This window comes from Mucilaginibacter sp., from assembly GCF_025362475.1.
Classification (GTDB): domain Bacteria; phylum Bacteroidota; class Bacteroidia; order Sphingobacteriales; family Sphingobacteriaceae; genus Mucilaginibacter.
Window position 1 is genome coordinate 13,897 of record NZ_JANYGH010000023.1, and the last position, 21,748, is coordinate 35,644.

Genomic DNA, 21,748 nt, shown 5'->3' on the forward strand with positions numbered 1-21,748 from the left:
TTGGATATCTTTTATTAACTGATTAATTATAGATAACCGAACATGAGCGACATCACTAAAAAAAAGACCAACAAATTTGTAGGTAAAAACATCAGAACCTTGCGTCATCAGCACGGTTGGAGCCAGGAAGATGTGGCAAACCGTTTAGGTATTTCTATCCCTGCATTTTCAAAAATTGAAACGGGTGTAACGGATATTAACTTATCGCGGTTGGAACAAATTGCAAACATTTTTGAGCTTAACGTGGTGAACCTTCTTGCACTCGATGCAGGGGAAATTGATCTTACTCCATCAAACCTCAGTATCGCCCAAAAGAAGCTGGTTGACCGCGAATCGGAAATTGCAAACCTGCAGCGTAAAGTGATTTTACTTTATGAAGAACTGCGTGGTAAAAGCGCTTTAGCTGTTTAGTTATGGTAATGTGTGTTGTAAAACTTACATTTACACATACTTGATATACTAATTGCTACATTTATTTTAATGGCATTATTTTTCTTGTTAAATATTGATTAATATTATTTAACAAGAAGAAACTTTTGTAAAATTTAATGGTTGTATTAAACTTTAAAGGTTAATACCATTATTATTTAACTTTTTGGAGTAAAAATTGTTACATGCTTTTCACCCAGAAAAACATGTACTTATGTCAAATTACCTGATATCTATTTCAAAAAACGAGGCGCTAAAGGACGGAACTATTCATGATCCTAACAGCAAGCTTAAGGTGAAGGCCTATGATATGCTGAAATCAAAGTTTAAACCCTGTAAAGGCGAATTAAGGTTTTTTGTTACTGCAGGCGATGAAACCATCGCTTTTGAAACCCAGGGCTACAACAAAAAACACCGCCAGTTGCTTATCTTACAAATGATATCATGGTATTGTATTTACCTTGGCCTTTTTGAAGCCCAAATACACTCTACTTTTCCTATAGCTTTTAATCTGAATTAGTTTTTTAGAGCAAGGAGCAAGGATTTTGGGAGTAAGGATTTTTGGACAAAGGATTTTCGGACGAAGGACTTTTAGAGCAAGGAGCAAGGATTCTTAGAGCAAGAACCAAAGGACTTTCAGAGAAAGGACGAAAGACGAAAAAATAAAGTATAAAATATAAAAAAACGGCCGGTGTATACCGTCCGTTTTTTGTTTAGCCATCATGAAAGCTCAAAGCATATCGGCTTAACCCTTCAAGATAAATCATAGAATCCGAAATCCCCCTTTATCTTTTGTCTGAAAGTCCTTTGTCCGAAAGCCTTTTGTCCAAAAATCCTTCGTCTAAAAGTCCTTTGTCCAAAACTCCTTGCTCCTTACTCCAAAAAAAACCCTTGCTCCAAAAATCTACGTAGTCGTAGTACGCGATGGGTTATGTAGCATGTCGCTCATATCAATGATCTTTTCATCAATCTCTGATACGCATTTGTCCATCATTGAGATACATTCATGTTGATCTACCAAACCTTCCTTTTCAAGGTTGATAAGGCCGCGTAGCGTGGCTATAGGGCCCCTTATCTGGTGCGAGAGGTATGAGGAGTGCTCTGACAGCTTTCTGTTCTTAATCTGGAGATCTTTGGTACGCTCATCAATGATCTCTTCCAGGTGGTGGTTAATGCGGTCGAGGTTGTCCTTCTGCCGGGATACTTCCCCATTAAGCAAGGTAAGCTGCGAATTGGTTTTAGCTTTGCGTTTTACATTACCAACCAATAGCCCTATTACAACAAGCAAAAGGCCTGCAACTATAGTTACGGCCCAAAACTTGGTACGATCATACGCCTGCCGCTCGGCTACGCGCTCATTTTCTTTTATCTGCTCTTCCTGCTTGCGGGTAGCCTCAATCAGTTTCATTTGCACCGAAGTATTGGTCTTGAAAGTTGCACTATCAACCCGGTAAATCTCCCGCAAATAAAACAGCGCCTCATTATAGTTTTTACGATTATAAGCCAATTCATAATTGGTGTGCTTATAATCATACTCAAGCTTAGGGTCATTAATCAGTTGGGTATAGGCAACGCCTTCCTTAACAATCTTTTCTGCCTCATCGAATTTTTGCTGGTTCATATATAATGAGGCCAGCGTAAGGTCGATACTTGCAATCGGCTCGTTCAAATCAAGGTGCTTAGCGGCCGCGTTGGCCTCCAGTAGCATGGCTAAAGCTTTATCGTATTGGTTCAACTTAAAATAAACTACTCCAATATTCTGTCCGCATTGAATTAAGTTTACAGAATCTTTTAGCTTGGAAAATATCGCTTTGCTTTGGCCATAGTATTTTAAAGCCTGGGTATAACTATTTCTGCGTGTATAAACGTTTCCTATATTTAAATTAAGGGCCGCAATTAAGCTTACATTATTAATTTTATTCGCGATAGCCAACGATTTAAAAAAATAATCCAGTGATTTGTTGGTATCATGGTCACGGTAAATATTACCCATGTTATTGTAAACCTTTGCCTCACCCCCCAAATTATTAGCCTTTGTAAAAAAAGCCACCGCGTTTAAATAATTGCTAAATGCCTTTTCTGCCTGGTCCATGTAAAACATGGCCAAGCCGGTAACCCTGTACGCCTCGGCTATACCGTTGTTATAGTTTATTTTGCGAGCCAGAACCATTGCCCTGTTTGCATCTGAAAGCGTTTGCTGAGGCTGGGTTAAGCGGTTATCATACGCTTGCTTATTAATGCGTATAACCTCACTTGTATCTCCTGTAATTGCCTCACCTAAATCTTTCGCATGTAAAGTAACCGCCGTACAAAAAAATAAAAGAAATACAAAGGCTTTTTTCATTAAAACACTGTTACGTTATATTGAATGTGAAAGTTATAAATTATACTGATATATACCTAAAACATCAGTAAAAACATTGTTGAAAATTATTTTATATTTATTAATAGAAAATTAAAAAACATATTTATATTTGCATTGTTAAATAACTGATATACAGTTAATTAATTGAGTATTATTGTGTATTTTGTAATATTTTTTGACATAAAAATAACGTTTCAAACTACGATTTAAAGTAGTGAAAAAAATCAAACGGCATTAATATGTTACTTAGTTTACCAATATGCTACCTAATGATGAATAAAATTAAAAGTATAACAATTCTTTTTTCTTAACAATTGGGTATAGTGTTTAAAAATAACAATTTATTTCAACAAAAATGTAAAAAAAAATATGAATAAAACTGTAAATATCTTACCATATTTTGATCAGTTTTTTTCACAAAAAAGAGAGTAAATCTTAATCTAAAACAATTTTTACAGACCGGTAAATTTACCGCAACGTATTATTGGGCACATATGGTTAATTATTACTTAACAATTTAGAATACTAATATAAAATATTTATATATATGAAAAAAATCATCCTTTTAGCGTTGCTTGCATCAGGCACAGGAGTTTTATCATCAGCGGTTTTATTATCGCCAAAAAAAGCCGAACAGCCTATGGCCACCAGCTTTATAAAAAACGACCATGGGTTTAAAAAAGACCTGGCTTTTGCCGACTAATCTTTTATAAATCCAGAACAAACATTAAAAATTAAGACAGTCCAATATTCAAAATATTATTTAACGACCATGAAAAAGTTAATCACAATCATCTTGGCTATTTTATTCACCGGCGCCATCTCCTCATGCCAAAAAGAAAGGGTTGCCCCTGAAACTGCAGCATTACATTCATTTGGCTCAAGTGCAAGAAGAGACCTTGGTACAGCTGATTAATCTTAAACATGATTTATAAAAACATTTAAAAAATTAAAAACGACATGAAAAAATTTATCATCATAACCATTGTAAGCTTAACCGTAGCTACTGGTATTTTATCATCACAAACCACAACTAAACAAACTGTAAAACCCGAAGCCACAACCTTTGCTTCGTCATCAACAGCATTTAGAAAAGACTTAGGTCAGGCCGACTAATTAACAAACAACAATCATTTATAAACAAAAAATATTAATCAAAACTCTCTCACAACATATAATAATCATGAAAAAATCATCAATCATAGCAGCATTAGCATTAAGCACTTTTTTAACGTCATTTGTAAACGCAGAAACAACTCCTGCAAAAACTAAAACTCCACCAACTCAAAATACAGCTTTCACTGGCGGTCCGAAAAAAGACTTAGCTACTGCTGACTTCGCTTTCACTGGCGGTCCTAAAAAAGATTTAGCTACTGCTGACTTTGCTTTCACTGGTGGTCCGAAAAAAGATTTAGCTACTGCTGATTTTACAGCATAATTAAATCATCTGCAGCAAAACAAATTAAACATCGTTCTAACGCAACAAAAACATGAAAAAGATAATTATCGCTATAGCCATCATATTAACTTCGGGCATAACTGCTTATTCATTAAGCACTAAAGAAAACACCAATACCAACTTAAAAACAAAACCAGAAACAGCCTCATTTACTGCCAAAGCAGGCCACGGCCCCAAGGCTGATCTTGCTACTGCGGATTAATTGCTAAATTTAACCGCTTGCAGGTTGATGTGCTCTTCAACCTTTTTACAGGCGCTGGTAAATATAAAACCGCACGTACATTCCTCTCTTGGCCTCAGGGAACTTCAGTTACATTCACCATATAATAATGTAGCTCTGTTAATTACCGTTTCAGGGCTTTAGGCCGGCAAAAAGTCGTTGTAAAATTTCACTTTCTTTTTTCAATAATTGATTAGTTTACTGCCACTATCATGGTGATAGTAATTTTAAAAAGAGTGATCTTAAACTTTACAAAGCCGCCCCGCAATTAAGCCGCCCCAAATCAATAAACATCAATATATTTGCTGCAAACTTGATAATATGCAGCACATAAAGCAATATGTTGATGAGCACAGGCAACGTTTACTCGACGAATTATTTGCCCTCTTGCGTTTCCCTTCAGTTAGCGCCGATCCAAAATACAAAACAGATGTACTCCATACAGCCGACTATGTGGCGCAAAAACTGCGCGATGCCGGTGCCGACAATGTGGAGATTTGCCAAACAGCAGGCTATCCTATAGTTTATGGTGAAAAAATAATTGATGCCGGCAAACCCACAGTTTTGGTTTATGGTCATTATGATGTACAACCGGCAGATCCGCTGGAGTTATGGAAAACCCCGCCTTTTGAGCCTACCATTCGCGATGGTAAAATTTACGCGCGCGGCGCCTGCGATGATAAGGGCCAGTTTTACATGCACGTAAAAGCATTTGAACTGATGATGCAAACCGATACACTGCCCTGCAATATCAAATTCATGATTGAAGGTGAGGAAGAAGTTGGCTCATCTAACCTTGCTATTTTTGTAAAAGCAAATAAAGAGAAGTTAAAAGCTGATGTTGTGCTGATATCGGATACATCGATGATCAGTATGGAACATCCATCTTTAGAAACCGGCTTACGCGGTTTATCATACCTGGAGGTTGAAGTAACCGGCCCCAACCGCGATCTGCACTCAGGCGTGTATGGTGGCGCAGTGGCCAACCCCATCACCATTTTAACCAAAATGATAGCCTCACTTCACGATGAAAATAACCACATCACCATTCCCGGTTTTTATGATAGTGTAATTGAGCTTACCCCTGCAGAACGTACCGCCCTTAACAATGCGCCATACGATGAGGCCGAATACAAATCAGACCTGGATGTAGCCGAGCTTTGGGGCGAAAAAGGATATACCACCTTTGAACGCACCGGCACCCGCCCTACCCTTGAGGTTAATGGTATATGGGGTGGCTACATTGGCGAAGGCGCTAAAACCGTATTACCATCAAAGGCTCATGCCAAAATTTCGATGCGCCTGGTACCCAACCAAACATCAGATGCCATAACAGAAATTTTCACCAAACATTTCCTGAGTATTGCACCTGCCAACATAAAGGTAAAAGTAACCCCACACCATGGTGGCGAACCGGCGGTAACACCAACAGATAGTATTGCTTACCGTGCGGCCCAAAAAGCTATTTCCGAGTCGTTTGGCAAGGAGCCTATCCCAACCCGCGGTGGTGGTAGCATCCCGATAGTAGCCCTGTTTGAAGCCGAGCTTGGCCTTAAAACTGTATTGATGGGTTTTGGACTTGATAGTGACGCACTGCACTCGCCAAATGAAAAATATGATATTTTCAACTATTACAAGGGAATTGAAACTATACCGTTGTTTCATAAGTACTTTGCTGAGTTGAGCTTGTAAATTAAGGCTGTAGAAACCAAAAGAAATTGGGTAAAAGATAAAAAGGCATCATCCCGATAATTTGTTTTATTAAAATGATTTTTTTTACATTTTATCCAAACAAATTGATAGCCAGGTAACTTATAATAATAACTTAGAACCTATTATTATGGAAACCAGGGAGAAATCAAAAGGTGAGGCAGCCAAAGATTTGAGCGCCCCCAAAGTAACCAAACAGGAAAAAGGTGACAGCACAAAAACTGTGGCCAAGAGAAAAAGAAAGCCGCTATTATAAAGAAATTTAAGCCCAAGCTAAAAGTCCGCTGAGTAATTATCTCAGCGGACTTTTTTTTAGAGAGCCATATTTATGGCTGCCATGCCAATCACCTCAAAGTATTTGCTAATTGCAGCTATTAAACCCAAACAAAAGCCCGGAGGTATCTTTACTATAACACACAGTCCACACCGGCATCCTCCCGGTAAATAAAATAAAGGTCCTGCTTTTTTTGATCTGGGCGTAGTACCGGCACCCAAATCAAAAAAAATGAATATTACCTATAAAAAAGAGCAATTTTATCCCAAAAATTAAAACAAATTAACCCTTACGCAACGTATAAAAGGAGCACCTAAGCTTACTATTATGAAAAATAAGGAAAAAACAAAAGACGAGTCAGTCAAAGAAATGCTCAGTTCTAAGACTAAAAAGCAGGACAACCCCGAAACCGTAAAAGTTATTAATAAATGGAAGAAAAGACCTCTTCTGTGAAAGATATTTAACAAAACCCTGTTAAAAAACTTTATCACGCCCTTACTTTTTTTTTAATGCTACAACGGCAAAGGGCATCGCGTTTCCTGTTACCACGATCATCATACCCTGCACGTGGAGTGTGATGATCGTTTTCACAAATAATTATTCCAAATTCATGCGCATCTCAATCATGTGCTTTTTAAAACCAACTTTTTCATACGCTTTTATCGCCCCTTCATTATCGTTATACACCTGCAATCGCAATTCGGTTAAACCGTGCCTGCGTGTCCATAGTTTTAATTCCTCAATTATTAGTTGATTAATCCCTTTTCCCCTATGCTGTGGCGATACATACATAAAACCCAGGTAGGCATAATTCAAAAAATTAAAATACGGCTTCTCACTTTTTTTGATGCGGGCATAGCCGCTGCCAACCAGTTCACCATCCAGTTCGGCCACCAAAATTTCCACATCGGGCGAATTGATAAACATTTCCAGATCATAGTAATTAATTGAACCGGGAACAAGCGTGCTATCAAATGGGCGTTCGGCAGTGATCACGCCCTGTTCAAATTGCAATAGCACGGGCATATCATTTAAAGTGGCTTGTCTTATCAGCATGGGTTATACTATATTAAAATTAAACGCGAAAATGTTCGCAGGTTTTCAAAAACTCTTCGTCGGCATCGGCCCCAATGCCAGGGGTATCATCAATATTCAGCTTATACCCATCATAAGTAACACCGCCAACACAGGGATCCTGCAGATGACCAAGCATGCAGGTATCCATATCATAAAACCGGATATTGGGGCTGGCATACACAAAATGCAAAAAGGCACTCAATGCAATACGACTTTCCAACATACCACCCATCATACAGGCAACGCTATGGGATGCCGCTTCATCATGAATTTTCCGGGCCTCAAATAAGCCGCCCGATTTTGACATTTTTATATTGATGAAATGGCAACTCCCGCTATTGATTTGCCGGCGGGCATCATGATGGTTATATACACTTTCATCGGCCATAATTTTAACCGGCGATAGCTGCATCAACTCGGGCAGCAGATCATCATACCAGGTACGCATGGGCTGTTCACAAAACTCAATATCATAATCGCCCAAAGCTTCCAGTGCAAAAACAGCATCACCAAAACTCCAGCCCTGGTTGGCATCAATGCGAATCTTCATTTCGGGACCAACGGCATCGCGGATCTGCCTGATGCGTTCCACATCCTCAATTGCATTTTTACCAAGTTTTACCTTCAGTATATTTGCTCCCGAGGCTTTAAAATCCAGGGCCTTTAATGCCATGGTAGCAGGCCCGGCAATACCTATCGTAATATCCGATTCAACCTCGCGCCTTTTGCCCGATAAAAACTGGTATAAAGGCAAACCAGCATTTTTAGCAGCTATATCATGTAAAGCGATATCAAACGCGCTTTTAATAGTAGTATTACCGGCGGTGAAATTATGCAGTTGCTGCAGGCGTGCGGGAATATCCAGCGCATCCTGCCCTATCCACAATTTCGCAAACTCGCGGCCCATTACCAGGCAGGTATCCTGCGTTTCGCCAACAATCATCGGGAAGGCCGAGCACTCGCCCACACCATAGAAACCCGCGTTGGTATGTACCCTGATAAATACATTCTGCGCATGATCCATAGTGCCGGTGGCAATAGTAAAAGGCTCCATCGGAATACTGAAACGATAAATATCTATATGGGTGATGGTTAGTTTGTTTTTCATGGACAAAATATTATAAGAGGCTGTCTGAAAATAAACAAATCGCCATTGCGAGGTACGAAGCAATCCCTAAGCATTACAGAGGGGCTCTAGAAGGTCATCTGCCTATGTAGATATTGCTTCGTACCTCGCAATGACGACCTGGTTTTTATTTTCAGACAGCCTCTAAGATAATACTTTAATGTTAAAGTAACATTTTCAGTCATTTATTTGCACATTGATACTATTACATTATATTTGCGTTACTACTATACAATATCAATTCAATTTTAGCCTCCTGGGCCCTCAATTATGCAGGGAAAAGACGCATGGCTAACTTAACACTTTCTTAATACTACAATTACATGGCACAAGAAAACACGCCTGCAACATTTGATTATAACTCAACCAGGAATAAACTCATCCTGTCAGAATATGGCCGCAACGTACAAAATATGGTTAAATATATTGTAGCGCTGCCCACAAAAGAAGAACGTAACCGTTACGCACAGGTTGTGATAGACCTGATGGGTTTTTTAAACCCACATTTGCGTGATGTGGCCGATTTTAAGCACAAGCTTTGGGATCACTTGCATATTATATCTGATTTCCAGATCGATGTTGACGCGCCCTACCCGAAACCAACGCCGGAGGCTATCCATCTTAAACCCCAACCTTTAAGATACCCTCACCAGCGCATTAAATACAAGCACTATGGTAAAACCATCGAGCTAATGATTGAAAAGGCCAAAGCCATTGAAGAGCCCGAACGCAAACGCCACATGGTGCAGGCAGTGGCCAACTTCATGAAAATGGCCTACGTTCAATGGAACAAGGATTCGGTAACGGACGAAAGTATTCTTTCGGACCTGTACGCCTTATCAGGCGGCACCTTGAAACTGGAAGAGAACATCAACCTTAACCGTGTTGAATTCCGCCCTAACAACCAGCCTCAACACAACAACAATAATAATAATCGCGGGCGTACCAACAGTAACCAAAACAACAATAACAACCGCGGGCGTACCAACAATAACCAAAACAGTGGTCCACGTAACAATAACAACCAAAATAATCGTAACCGTAATCCCGGAGCTAAGAAATATTAGTTCAAGGTTTTAGTTTAACGGGTTATGAAGTAATTAGTCCGCTCAAATAAATTTCCAATATAAAATAGCCCGGTTTTTCATAACGAAGAACCGGGCTGTTTTTTTGCACATGCCCAGGACTTTTTAAACCCCAAAAAAGTGGAGATTTATTGACTATTATTGATTGTTTATCGGAAATTATCGCGCATTTTAAACTGTTTTATGATCATTTAAGAATCGATTTTCACTCCAAAATGGCACTTTAAGAAGTTTTAAGCGCTAATTATCACATCGCGAAAATTCAACCGGTAAGACTTATCAACAAGCGCAGTAATGAACTGATGAACAGTCAGGAAATTTTATAATCTTTGCCGGGAATAAAACACATTTAACCGGGTTAGGTGTGCAATACATGGAATCATTGATCTATCAATTATAAACACCTATGACTAACGCATTTGTGATAAACGGCGGGAAGCCGCTAAAGGGCGAGATTACTCCACAGGGAGCAAAAAACGAGGCACTACAGGTAATTTCGGCGGTACTGCTTACCGAAGAAAAGGTTACCATCAGCAATATACCTGATATTAAGGATGTTAATAAACTTATTGAGCTCCTGGGCGATATGGGTGTTATTACCGAGAAAATAGCTCCTGATACGTATACCTTTATTGCCAAAGATATTGATCAGGATTTTTTCCAGTCGGATGCCTTTAAATCCAAAGGTGGCGGTTTACGTGGCTCTATCATGATCGTTGGGCCGCTGCTGGCCAGGTTTGGCAAGGCATCTATACCTAAGCCCGGTGGCGACAAAATAGGTCGCAGGAGGCTGGATACCCACTTTTTAGGGTTCGAGAAGCTGGGCGCCCGTTTTGACTACAACCCAGAGGACGGCTTTTTTAATGTAGATGCCTCTAATTTGCAGGGAACCTATATCCTGCTGGATGAGGCTTCGGTAACCGGTACTGCAAACATTGTGATGACGGCTGTACTATCAAAAGGTATAACCACCATTTACAATGCGGCATGTGAGCCGTACCTGCAACAGCTGTGCAAAATGCTTAACCGTATGGGCGCAAAAATCAGCGGAATAGGTTCAAACCTGTTAACCATTGAGGGGGTAACCAAACTTGGTGGCACCGATCATCGTTTACTGCCAGATATGATCGAGATTGGCTCATTCATTGGCCTGGCAGCCATGACAGGATCAGAGATCACAATAAAAGATGTTAATTATAAAGAACTGGGCATGATTCCAGACGTATTTAAACGCCTGGGTATTAAGCTTGAACTGCGCGGAGATGATATCTACATCCCGGCACAGGATCATTACGAAATAGAAACCTTTATCGATGGCTCCATCATGACCATTGCCGATGCACCATGGCCAGGCTTTACACCCGATCTGCTGAGCATTTGTTTGGTAGTAGCGATACAGGCTAAAGGCTCGGTATTGATTCATCAAAAAATGTTCGAGAGCCGTTTGTTCTTCGTGGATAAACTATTAGATATGGGTGCGCAGATCATCCTTTGCGATCCGCACCGCGCAACCGTTATCGGGCTCGATAAAAAGGTACAGCTTCGCGGTATCTCCATGACATCGCCTGATATCCGCGCCGGGGTTTCCCTGCTAATAGCTGCCCTATCGGCACAAGGCAAATCAACCATCTACAACATAGAGCAAATTGAGCGTGGCTATCAACATATTGATACCCGTTTAAAGGCTTTGGGTGCAGATATAACCCGTATTTAAGTTAACAGCAAAAGGCTGAAAGCATAAAGCTTTTGGCCTTTTGCTTTAGGCTTTTTGCTTTCCTAAATATTTTTTAGCTTTACCCTCCAGCATTGAGCCTTCAGCTCTATGCTTTCAGCCTTAAGCTCCTGAACATGCCCTACAAAAACCGGAAGTCGACATACGTTTATTTCATATTGATTTTTGTATTTATTAAGGTTATTTTAAACCTTTTTGCTATCGGGCATTTCGGATTTCACCGGGATGAATTTTTGCACCTTGTACTGGCCGATCATTTGGATTGGGGCTATAAAGAAGTCCCTCCTTTTATTGCTTTGCTGGCCAAGCTATCCATCACCTTGTTTGGTAATTCCGTATTCGCCGCCAGGATTTTCCCAACTATTTTTGGCGGTTTGATCATCTGGTTCACCGGTCGTATTGTGGTTGAGTTTGGCGGACGCAGGTTTGCCATTACGCTGGCTTGTTTGGCATTAATATTTGCGCCGGCATTTGCAGCGAGCGACTATCTTTTTCAGCCTGTGGTGTTTGACCAGTTCTGGTGGGTTTTAACCGTTTGGCTTTTCATCAAATACCTCAACACAACCGACGTAAGGTACCTGTACTGGCTGGGCGCTACCGTTGGCCTGGGTATGCTTACCAAGTATACCATGCTGTTTTTTACCATTGCCCTTATTGTCGGCATCCTGATTAGTAAGCAGCGCAAACTACTTTTTAACCGGCATATATTGGGTGCAATGGGCCTGGCGATGCTCATATTCATGCCAAACTTTATATGGCAGATCACGCATCATTTCCCGGTGATTACCCACATGAAAGCTTTACGTGCCGAGCAGCTGGATTACATTACACCAGGTAATTTCATTAAGCAGCAGCTTACCGTTAACGGTATTGCCTTGTTTGTTTGGCTTACCGGTTTTGTATTCCTCATCTTCTCGTTCAGGCTGCGTAATTTCCAGTTTTTGGCTATTGCTTATGTGCTCATCTTCCTGTTTTTACTGCAGATGGATGGTAAAAATTATTACCTGTTTGGCGCCTATCCCATGCTTTTCGCCGCGGGTGGTTTTGGTTTCGAACGCTGGTTAAAAACAAGTGGATTAGTCTTACGTACCTTAACCATAATTTGCTTCACCCTGCCTAATATGATCTTGTTTCCACTGATATTACCTATTTTACCGCTGGAGCAAACTTTGGCATTTTTTAGGTTTGCTCACAAAAACCTGCCTGCCTTAGAGTTTGCCGTAACCTGGGAAGATCAAAAAGTGCACGCCACTACTCAGGATTATGCCGATATGTTCGGGTGGGATGAAATGGCCCAAAAAGTAGGCGCCGCTTACCAGAGCCTTACCCCCGAACAACAAAAGCAAACTTTTGTTTATGCCGATAATTACGGCGAGGCAGGTGCACTGCACCATTATCACAAGCAATATAATTACCCCGATGTAGCGTCTCTAAGCAGCAGTTTTACGCTTTGGGCACCCGACTCTCTAAATTGCAAATACATGATTTATGTAGATGACAGCGGCGGTAGAAACATACGGGAATTTGTAGCCGGCAACATGATAGGCTCCTACAAAAAGTTAGGCGAAGTTGAATACTACCTTGCCCGCGAAAAAGGCACAAGCATATACCTGCTTACCGATATTAAGTTTCCGCTACAGGAAAGGTACCGGAAAGAGTTGATGAGAAAGAGGATGGAGTAATAGGCTCCTAAATCTGGCTTGAGGGGAAACTTTAAATTTTTTGCCGCAATGCAAGTGTTCTACCTGAATACCATTTACAACTATCACACCGGCTTTAACTTTTACTATGCCCCAAAAATGGGAGTGAAGGAAGACCACAAACTGGTAAGAGCTCCAACCATGATTTATTTCTCTTCAATTAATGCATAGCGCTTTTTAGTTTGAGATGACATTATTCCTGTTGATGAAAAGTCGATCAATCCATTATAACTTATCCACTTACCTTTTTCTACAGAAAATTCGGCTAGCCCCTGAAAGCTCATAGCCATGGTTGTTTTTATCGGTGACTGCCCCATTGGTGAGTTAAAATCTCCTTTAATATATTCAGCAACATCGTATTGGAGTGTTACAACATGCTCGCCTCCCCTATTTTCGATTTTAAGCACCTTTACCCGGTTTTTATGGTAAGAACTATCGCAGATAAAGCTTTGATCAGCGGTAAGTAAATTTACAGTAAGCGAATAGGTATCGCCTTGTTTAATAGGCTTGCCCGGTAATTCAAACAACATTGCTATCATGTTCTTTTGCTCGCCTTTAGTGTAAAAACTTTCAATAGTTCCATCCTCATATATCGCCCCACGCAACATTACGCCTGCCGAAAACTGCTTCATTAGCTTTTGCATTTCAGTTAGGTCACCCACTTTACTATCCTGAGCCTTTGATTTATCAGGCTTTGATACCATTGCAATATCAATAATACCTTTGCGGTTTTCGGTTAAGCTGGTCACTAAATTAGTTTGCTGCATAACTGAGTTAAGTTCCTTAAATATCTGCTGCATTTTACCGGCATTTGCTGAATCGATACCCATAGATTTAAACATACCATTTACCCCAAAATTTACCCGGTTGGCAGTATCTATTTCCTCCATAACGGTTTTATAGGATAGCACTTCGTTAGGCTTCAGCTTCCATTTCAAAAATATATGGTCGGCTGTTTGGGCAAAGGCAGATGAACTAACTGTTATAAAGACACTTAGAAAAAGGAATTTGATTTTGGTCATAGGGTTTAGATTTAATCTAAATAGGTATTTAAATTAAACAAAAAAAGGTGCCATGCCTTAGCACAACACCTTTTCTCCTTTATCCAAAGATCCTCTATCCTTGCTCTAAATTAAGCTGAAATAGCGTTTATAATATCATACTGGGTAATGATCTCAATTTTACCGTTTTCGCTTTCCACCAATACCGCGATATTATCTCTATTGATCATAGTCGAGATTTTATCGATAGAGGTGTTCAGATCAACAAACGGGAATGGCGCAGTAGTGATGTTTTTGATCGGCTGAGATTTGATAGATGGATTTTCTATCAGCGAATCCAAAATATCAGTCTCTGTAATTTTACCTATCACCATACCTTTTTGGGTAACCGGAATCTGCGATATATTGAGCGATTTGATGGTATTGATAGCCTCTAAAACTGATTTTTCGCAATCAATGGTAACTATCTCCTGCACATCTTTTTTGCTGATGATATCGCGGGCCGTTAGTTTTTCGTCCTTCAGGAAACCGCGGTCGCGTAACCAATCGTCGTTATACATTTTGCCCAGGTAACGTGTACCATGATCCGGAAAAATGATCACTACCACATCGCCTTCTTTAAACCTGTCCTTCATCTGGATGGTACCTGCTACTGCTGACCCTGTAGAGTTACCGGCAAAAATACCTTCCTTGCGGGCTATTTCGCGGGTCATGAGGGCGGCATCTTTATCTGTCACTTTTTCAAAATGGTCAATCAGGCTAAAATCAACGTTCTCCGGTAAAAAGTCTTCACCAATACCTTCGGTGATGTATGGATAGATCTCGTTCTTATCCATGATGCCCGTCTCCTTGTATTTTTTAAATACCGAACCGTAGGTATCGATACCCAAAACCTGGATGTTTGGATTTTTCTCTTTCAAATAACGTGCTGTACCGGATATGGTACCACCTGTGCCCACTCCTACTACCAGGTGCGTGATCTTACCTTCGGTTTGCTCCCATATCTCGGGACCGGTTTGCTCATAATGCGCCTGCGAGTTGCTCAGGTTATCATACTGATTGGGTTTCCATGAGTTTGGCACCTCACGCTCCAGGCGCGACGAAACCGAATAATACGAGCGTGGATCTTCGGGCTCCACATTGGTTGGGCATACAATTACCTCTGCGCCAAAAGCACGCAGGGCATCAAACTTTTCTTTTGATTGTTTATCGGTACTGGTAAAAATACACTTGTACCCTTTTATAACCGCCGCAATGGCCAGCCCCATACCCGTATTGCCCGATGTACCTTCAATAATAGTACCGCCGGGCTTAAGCTTACCGCTTTTTTCGGCATCCTCAATCATTTTAAGAGCCATCCGGTCTTTTATGGAGTTGCCGGGATTGGTTGTTTCAATCTTGGCTAAAACTGTTGCAGGTATATCTTTTGTTACCTTATTTAACTTAACCAGGGGCGTATTGCCAATGGTTTCTAATATGTTATTATACCACATAAATTTAAAATCTACTAACCCGGTGTGTTAAGCGGGATTATTTGTCAAAAATAGTTTTTATAAAGTGATATTTCTTTATGGAAAAGTAAATAGATGTGCATCTTATAAAAGTAGATGCACAAACATTATATTTAAACCAGGGGCGTGGCCCCATAACACAACCTATAACATGTTATCACTTTATAAAAAAGCAGCCATTCTTTTATTATTGTTGATCTTTTGCTCAAGCGCCACTTTTGCTCAAAGGCCGCTAACCCTAAGTAAAGAACGCAGTTATTATACTTATATATATAAACTCACTACGGCCAATGTGCTGAATTTTTATAAATATCCCGATAAAAACCTGGACGAGCGCATGCTTCAGCATCCTATCGATTCTTTTAAAACAGGCTCCTACTGGGAAAACACTTTGCCAGCAGGTAATTATTTAAAAGTTTATGCCGAAAAAAACCGCTTAAGCTATTCCCTTATCGAGAATCATTCAGTTTTTATAAAGGTGTTGCACAATGATTACGATCAGCGTTTTGTATTGCAGGATAAACAGGGCAATAACATTGTCAATGCTGTTGTCTGTTTTAATGGTAAAGCCCTCAGGTTTGATGACAAAAGCAGTACCTGGCATGTTAAAAGATCAAAAAAGGCAAACATGGTACAGGCGGATTACGCAGGTGTTTCCAACTTTTTTATAGTGAAAGAACAAGGTTTTGATCGCGACGATGATGACCAAAACTGGTTTGCAACTTTATGGGCATCAATCAAAAAGATATTTAAAAAGGAGAACGGTTATCAGTACAGTCATTACCGGTATAAACAAAAACCCAAGCCTTATATTGGTTTTGTAGTATTTAACAAACCCCTTTATAAACCAAATGATACTGTAAAATTTAAGGCATTTATATTAAATGCTAAAACTAAGTTACCGGTAACTCAGAAAAAATTATTGGTTAAACTGCATGACGGCCGCCAAAGCGAAGGGAAAACTATTGGCACGGTAAGCAGCTATCGTGATGGCGGTTTTGAATATAGTTTTGCTTTAAGTGACACCCTTACACTGGATGAAAGTTATTCAATCGCGCTGGTTGATCCGGATGCAAAAAAAATAGCTGCAGGTAAAGTGGACAATTACAATATATACAACGACCCGTCTGTATTGATATTTAGCAGTTTCAAGTACGAGGAGTATGAGTTAAAATCAACTAAGTTTGAATGCGTGCCGATAAAAAAGAGCACTGGCGGGGTAAGCCGCTTGCAGTTTACCTTAAGGCTACTGATGAAAATGACCTGCCGATACCCGATGGACGTGTTACACTTACGCTCACCACCAGCTCGGTTAACTCTTATACCAGCAAACGTGTTTTTGTGCCTGATACCCTATGGGTGCATGATGTAACACTTGACCCGCTTGGAGAGACAAAGGTGATCCTTCCCGATTCTATTTTTCCGGCAGCCAATATCTACTACAACATAAATGCTCAATTTTTAAACTCCAACAATGAAGAACGATCCAAAAGTGAATACATAAATTTCAATAATGATAAGTTTAACATCATTACCGAATTAGTTGGCGATACCCTAAAAGCCAATTACCAGCAGCTTGGGAAAGACATTAAAGGCCTGGCCACCATCAGTGCCTTAAATGCCGATGATGATACAATTTCAAAGATAAAAGTAACCCTTCCGGCAAAAACCCTCATTAACCCCAATGCGGTTACCTATAATATTGAAACAGATAGTACAGATACGGATATTGAATTGAAGGATTTTGATGCCAATCTATCAGTAGCCGGCGAACGGAGTGCCGATTCCCTTTTGGTAAAAGTTAACAATCCGCGTAACCTGCATTTCTGGTATTCTGTTTTCGCTGACGATAAGTTGATAGATGAAGGTGAAGCCAACAATCTATTTTACAAAAAGCCCTATCGTGAGCAAAAAAAAGTAACATTCTGGGTTAATTACATCTGGGGTGGCTTAAGCAAAAATGTGCAGGCCGTGGTAGTTTATCGGAAAGATCTCCTTACAATAAATGTTAAGCAGCCTGTATCGGTTTATCCGGGGCAGCAGGTAAAAACCAATATTGTGGTTACCGATGCAACCGGCAAACCTGTTGCCAATGCAGATTTGACAGCATGGGCATTAACCCGCAAGTTTGAAAATTACAGGGCGCCGTCGCTGCCATATATGGGTAGGTACTATCATAACCGAAAAACAAGAAAAAACTATGAAACAGATAAGGCTGAGCCTAACGGAAGCCTCAAACTAAACTGGAAACGCTGGAGCAAAGCAATAGGACTGGATAGTATCGAATACTACAAATTTACCCATCCGTCAAAAATATACAGTATTGAAGAACCGGGCATTGATACAGTTACACAGATTGCCCCATTTATAGTGAAGGATGGAGATATTGAACCTGTACACATTTTGTACATCGATGAAAAGCCCGTTTATTTTAGCCAGGCGCAACAATTACAACGTTATAGTTTTGCCGTAAAGCCAGGCAACCACACTTTAAGGTTCAGGACTGCTCATCAAAATATTAGGCTGGATAGCGTATGTGTTGAGCAATCTAAAAAACTCATTCTAAGCCTTAATGCCAATGCTTTCAAAAGCGACACCGTGGCCGATACATTGAGCAGGTATGAAGCCGATCTCATCAACGGTTACCTTATCACGGTTATTGACAATTTTGATCAAAACATGGCCGTTATAAAGCAAAGAGGTGGTTTATTTTACCTTAACCCGGTACCTAACAGCCATAGAGAAATATTAACCGGTCCGCTGGCAGATGACTACACTATTTTTGATATCAAAGGCGAAAAACAAAGGCAGTTTCTTGCCGAGCCAAATTTCACTTACCTGTTTGAGCCAAACCTGCTTAAACAAAAAAGCATAGCCACCAAATATCCTTTCAATACAAAAATATCCAATGCAGCTGCCATAACCGACTATACGCAATACGTATTAACTCAAAATACTGCCGATAGCCTTTGGCAGAATTATCTTGATGTACGTAGCAATACATTCGACTTGTTTCCAAATGATCACACTACATTATTAGCAACCGGGGCACTTAAGATTGAAACGGAAACACACAAAGGGGAAAAGTCCGATCTCATAAAAAACATCATCTTATACCGCTACAATGATCCTGACTATATAAAGATCTTTCGGGGTAATACTACAGAATTTGGCCAGGTAGAAAAAGGAAAATACCGGGTTATGTATCTACTGAAAGGCGATAAATATGATATTATTGAAAACATTAGCATAAAACCTCATGGCATCAATTTCTATAAAGTTCATATTACACCCACCCATGCCCGGGATTCGGTAAGTATCAAGATTAACAATGTTATTATTAGCAGGGCGGGCCGTTATAATTATAAGGATTCCAATATAGAAAATGATGCCTTACGGATTAAAGAAGCATTTAATGACAAGTATATTCAACCAGCCAACTTTACAGAAATGATGACCGGAGTGGTGTTTGAAAAAGGTGGAAAACTAACCATCCCCGGCGTTTCCATACGGGTAAAAGGGACATCAATTGGCACACAAACCAACGCAAGCGGTCATTTTACCCTGAAAGTGCCCAATAGCGGCAAATTGATATTCAGCTATATAGGATACCAAACCAAAGAGGTAAGTATATCGCCGGGGGCTACCATTAAGGTTACGCTTGATGCAAGTGAGGCGCATCTTAATGAGGTTGTTGTGGTGGGCTATGGCGTACAAAGAAAATCAATGGCCCTGGGATACTCAACAACTGTTATGAATGATCTGGCTGGTTCGGTCGGCGGTGTAAATATAATTGAGACTGCGCCCGGGGCTAATGGAACAATGTTTATCAGGGGCACGGCAACTGCACCGGGCCAAACCCCGCTTTACATTGTTGATGGAAATGTTGTTGAAAGTATTGCCGGTATAAATACAGCAGATATTGGCGATATAAGTGTTTTAAAATCGACTGCCGCAGTTGCTTTATATGGGTCGCGCGCTGCAAATGGTGTAGTCATCATCAACACTAAAAAGAAAAACGAACCGGCACCTGTCAATGGTACCACACCCGGAGACGAGCTAACCCTCCGGAAAAACTTTGCCGACTACGCTTATTGGCAGCCCAAACTAACCACTGATGCCCAGGGCCGGGCAAGCTTCACAACAACCTTCCCAGATGATATCACCAACTGGCGCACCTTTGTGGCGGGAATAACCAACCACCAGCAAACCGGATTAGTCGAAAGCCAGATCAAGTCGTTTAAATCATTAAGCGCCAACTTTATTGCGCCACAATTTGCCGTAGCCGGCGATGAAATGAAACTGATAGGCAAAGTGATGAACTATAACTCACAGGCCGTAAGCGTTAACCGCAACTTCACCTATAATGGTAAAGTAATTAAACAAGATGCGCTTACCATTACCAACTCAACAATAGACACCTTAGCGATTACTGCCGAGGCCACTGACAGCCTGGCTTTCGAGTATACTATAAAACGTGATAATGGCTATTTTGACGGCGAGCGCCGCAAGATCCCGGTGATAAAACAGGGTGTGGAGGAAACCAAAGGAATATTTGAAACATTAAATGGCGATACTACCGTGAGCCTGAAATTTGATCCGGCTATGGGACCTGTAAAGTTCAGGGCCGAAGCATCAGTGCTACCTACACTGATAGAGGAATCGCGTAAATTAAGGGAATATAAATATTTATGTAACGAACAGCTGGCCTCAAAACTAAAAGGCCTGTTAGCCGAACGTCGTATTAAAAAATTCATGGGCGAAGAATTTAAATACGGTAAAAACATATTGGAGGTAATTAAAAAACTGCAGGAAAACCGTAAAAGTAATGGTACCTGGGGCTGGTGGAAAGACACAGACGAAGAGCTCTGGATCAGTCTGCATGCTGTTGAGGCTTTGCTGGATGCGCAAAAAGAGGGTTATCTTGTTCAGCTGGATAAGCAAAAACTTACCGATTACCTGGTGTATCAATTGGAAAGCTACCATGGCGCTGATAAATTAACCTGCCTGGAATTATTGCATAAACTGGATGCTAAGGTTGATTATCGAAAATATATTGATATAGTTGAAAAGGAAAATAAAGCGATCAAATTAAATTACGGCTTCCAATTATTTGCCTACGATAAATTGAGGTTGATGCTGGTGAAGCAAGAAACCGGCGAGATTGTTAAACTTGACAGCTTATTGGCTAAAGAGCGCCACACCCTATTTGGCAATATTTATTGGGGCGAAAACAGTTATCACTTCTTTGATAATTCTATCCAGTTGAGCGTGATGGCCTACCACATAGTTAAAAATGACGGTAAACACCCCGAGCTGCTTCAAAAGATTCGTGGTTACTTTTTAGAACAACGCCGCCATGGCGAATGGCGCAACACCTATGAATCGGCTCTGATACTGGAAACCATATTGCCCGATTTGCTGGTTACCGATAAACAGGTTAAATCATCTGCTATAACCATTAAAGGCCCAACAACGGAGACCATTAATAAATTCCCCTACTCGGCCACACTTACAGCCAACAACTTAAGTATCAGCAAAACCGGCAGCTTACCTGTTTATATCACCGGCTACCAACAATTTTGGAACGCTAAGCCTGAAAAGGTGAACAAGGATTTTACGGTGGATACCTGGTTCGAGCGGAATGATAAACCTGTATCCCAATTAAAGGGTGGCGAACCTGTTGTATTGCAGGCTGAAGTCACCGCGAAAGGCGATGCCGATTTTGTGATGATAGAAATACCTATCCCGGCCGGATGCTCTTACGAAAGCAAGGATCAGCCGTGGAGCAACAACGAGGTTCACAGGGAATATTTTAAAGAAAAGGTGAGCATATTTTGCCGCAAGCTAAAACAAGGTACATACACTTTCAGTATCAACCTCATCCCCCGCTACGATGGCAAGTACAACCTAAACCCGGCCAAAGCCGAGATGATGTATTTCCCGGTATTTTATGGCCGGGAGGGAATGAAAAAGGTGGTTATTGGTAAGTAGCAAAATTTTGTCATCCTGAACGATTTGAAGGATCTAATCGCAGACTATACCGGGCGAAGAAGCAT

Annotated in this window: 20 protein-coding genes; 15 read left to right on the forward strand and 5 right to left on the reverse strand. The window is 40.6% G+C overall.

The genetic code is table 11. The features are described 5' to 3' along the window. Positions 1-42 precede the first annotated feature (42 nt). Together Q0R88_RS08355 and Q0R88_RS08360 are read left to right on the forward strand one after the other, a co-directional pair. Complete coding sequence (locus Q0R88_RS08355) at positions 43-411, forward strand: helix-turn-helix transcriptional regulator (protein ID WP_295714961.1); 369 nt, start codon at positions 43-45, stop codon at positions 409-411. A 232-nt stretch (positions 412-643) separates the two neighbouring features. Next, a complete protein-coding gene (locus Q0R88_RS08360) occupies positions 644-949 on the forward strand; it encodes a hypothetical protein (protein ID WP_295714964.1) in 306 nt (101 codons plus the stop codon). A 384-nt stretch (positions 950-1,333) separates the two neighbouring features. Here the strand turns inward: Q0R88_RS08360 and Q0R88_RS08365 are convergent, their stop codons facing one another. Continuing rightward, the gene (locus tag Q0R88_RS08365; protein ID WP_295714967.1) at positions 1,334-2,773 is read right to left on the reverse strand and encodes a tetratricopeptide repeat protein; all 1,440 of its coding nucleotides are present in this window, start codon (positions 2,771-2,773) and stop codon (positions 1,334-1,336) included. Between the two features lie 568 nt (positions 2,774-3,341). Between Q0R88_RS08365 and Q0R88_RS08370 the strand changes: the two genes are divergently transcribed. The 8 genes from Q0R88_RS08370 (at position 3,342) to Q0R88_RS08405 (ending at position 6,910) form a co-directional block, all read left to right on the forward strand. Next, entirely contained in the window at positions 3,342-3,497 is a 156-nt protein-coding gene (locus tag Q0R88_RS08370; protein WP_295714970.1) for a hypothetical protein, read from the forward strand. A 69-nt stretch (positions 3,498-3,566) separates the two neighbouring features. Next, positions 3,567-3,710, forward strand: a complete 144-nt coding sequence (locus Q0R88_RS08375; RefSeq protein ID WP_295714972.1) for a hypothetical protein — start codon at positions 3,567-3,569, stop codon at positions 3,708-3,710. Positions 3,711-3,754: 44 nt separating this feature from the next. Next, on the forward strand, positions 3,755-3,910 hold the full coding sequence (locus tag Q0R88_RS08380) for a hypothetical protein (protein ID WP_295714975.1): 156 nt from the start codon (positions 3,755-3,757) through the stop codon (positions 3,908-3,910). A 67-nt stretch (positions 3,911-3,977) separates the two neighbouring features. Then, the gene (locus Q0R88_RS08385) at positions 3,978-4,232 is read left to right on the forward strand and encodes a hypothetical protein (protein ID WP_295714977.1); all 255 of its coding nucleotides are present in this window, start codon (positions 3,978-3,980) and stop codon (positions 4,230-4,232) included. Positions 4,233-4,284: 52 nt separating this feature from the next. Then, positions 4,285-4,455 (forward strand): hypothetical protein, encoded by a 171-nt coding sequence (locus Q0R88_RS08390; RefSeq protein ID WP_295714981.1) that lies wholly within the window; start codon positions 4,285-4,287, stop codon positions 4,453-4,455. Positions 4,456-4,794: 339 nt separating this feature from the next. After that, entirely contained in the window at positions 4,795-6,165 is a 1,371-nt protein-coding gene (locus Q0R88_RS08395) for a dipeptidase (RefSeq protein ID WP_295714984.1), read from the forward strand. A 148-nt stretch (positions 6,166-6,313) separates the two neighbouring features. After that, on the forward strand, positions 6,314-6,439 hold the full coding sequence (locus Q0R88_RS08400; RefSeq protein ID WP_295714987.1) for a hypothetical protein: 126 nt from the start codon (positions 6,314-6,316) through the stop codon (positions 6,437-6,439). A 345-nt stretch (positions 6,440-6,784) separates the two neighbouring features. Beyond that, complete coding sequence (locus tag Q0R88_RS08405) at positions 6,785-6,910, forward strand: hypothetical protein (RefSeq protein WP_295714989.1); 126 nt, start codon at positions 6,785-6,787, stop codon at positions 6,908-6,910. 144 nt (positions 6,911-7,054) lie between these two features. Here Q0R88_RS08405 and Q0R88_RS08410 read toward each other — a convergent pair whose 3' ends face one another. Continuing rightward, the gene (locus Q0R88_RS08410; protein ID WP_295714991.1) at positions 7,055-7,513 is read right to left on the reverse strand and encodes a GNAT family N-acetyltransferase; all 459 of its coding nucleotides are present in this window, start codon (positions 7,511-7,513) and stop codon (positions 7,055-7,057) included. Positions 7,514-7,532: 19 nt separating this feature from the next. After that, on the reverse strand, positions 7,533-8,642 hold the full coding sequence (locus tag Q0R88_RS08415) for a dipeptide epimerase (RefSeq protein WP_295714993.1): 1,110 nt from the start codon (positions 8,640-8,642) through the stop codon (positions 7,533-7,535). 341 nt (positions 8,643-8,983) lie between these two features. On the opposite strand from Q0R88_RS08415, the gene Q0R88_RS08420 reads away from it, so the two are divergent. The 3 genes from Q0R88_RS08420 (at position 8,984) to Q0R88_RS08430 (ending at position 13,159) form a co-directional block, all read left to right on the forward strand. Next, entirely contained in the window at positions 8,984-9,727 is a 744-nt protein-coding gene (locus tag Q0R88_RS08420; protein ID WP_295714995.1) for a DUF4290 domain-containing protein, read from the forward strand. Between the two features lie 424 nt (positions 9,728-10,151). Beyond that, positions 10,152-11,459, forward strand: a complete 1,308-nt coding sequence (gene murA, locus Q0R88_RS08425; RefSeq protein WP_295714997.1) for a UDP-N-acetylglucosamine 1-carboxyvinyltransferase — start codon at positions 10,152-10,154, stop codon at positions 11,457-11,459. A 134-nt stretch (positions 11,460-11,593) separates the two neighbouring features. Beyond that, on the forward strand, positions 11,594-13,159 hold the full coding sequence (locus Q0R88_RS08430) for a glycosyltransferase family 39 protein (protein ID WP_295714999.1): 1,566 nt from the start codon (positions 11,594-11,596) through the stop codon (positions 13,157-13,159). A 164-nt stretch (positions 13,160-13,323) separates the two neighbouring features. Here the strand turns inward: Q0R88_RS08430 and Q0R88_RS08435 are convergent, their stop codons facing one another. Both Q0R88_RS08435 and Q0R88_RS08440 read right to left on the reverse strand, forming a co-directional pair. Further along, a complete protein-coding gene (locus tag Q0R88_RS08435) occupies positions 13,324-14,199 on the reverse strand; it encodes a hypothetical protein (protein WP_295715001.1) in 876 nt (291 codons plus the stop codon). Positions 14,200-14,309: 110 nt separating this feature from the next. Beyond that, positions 14,310-15,671: a pyridoxal-phosphate dependent enzyme gene (locus tag Q0R88_RS08440; RefSeq protein ID WP_295715005.1), complete on the reverse strand. Its 1,362-nt coding sequence runs from the start codon at positions 15,669-15,671 to the stop codon at positions 14,310-14,312. Between the two features lie 169 nt (positions 15,672-15,840). Here Q0R88_RS08440 and Q0R88_RS08445 point away from each other — a divergent pair, with 169 nt between their 5' ends. Then, positions 15,841-17,061: a hypothetical protein gene (locus tag Q0R88_RS08445; protein ID WP_295715008.1), complete on the forward strand. Its 1,221-nt coding sequence runs from the start codon at positions 15,841-15,843 to the stop codon at positions 17,059-17,061. Between the two features lie 2,081 nt (positions 17,062-19,142). Continuing rightward, positions 19,143-21,683 (forward strand): carboxypeptidase-like regulatory domain-containing protein, encoded by a 2,541-nt coding sequence (locus tag Q0R88_RS08450; protein ID WP_295715276.1) that lies wholly within the window; start codon positions 19,143-19,145, stop codon positions 21,681-21,683. Positions 21,684-21,748: the final 65 nt, after the last annotated feature.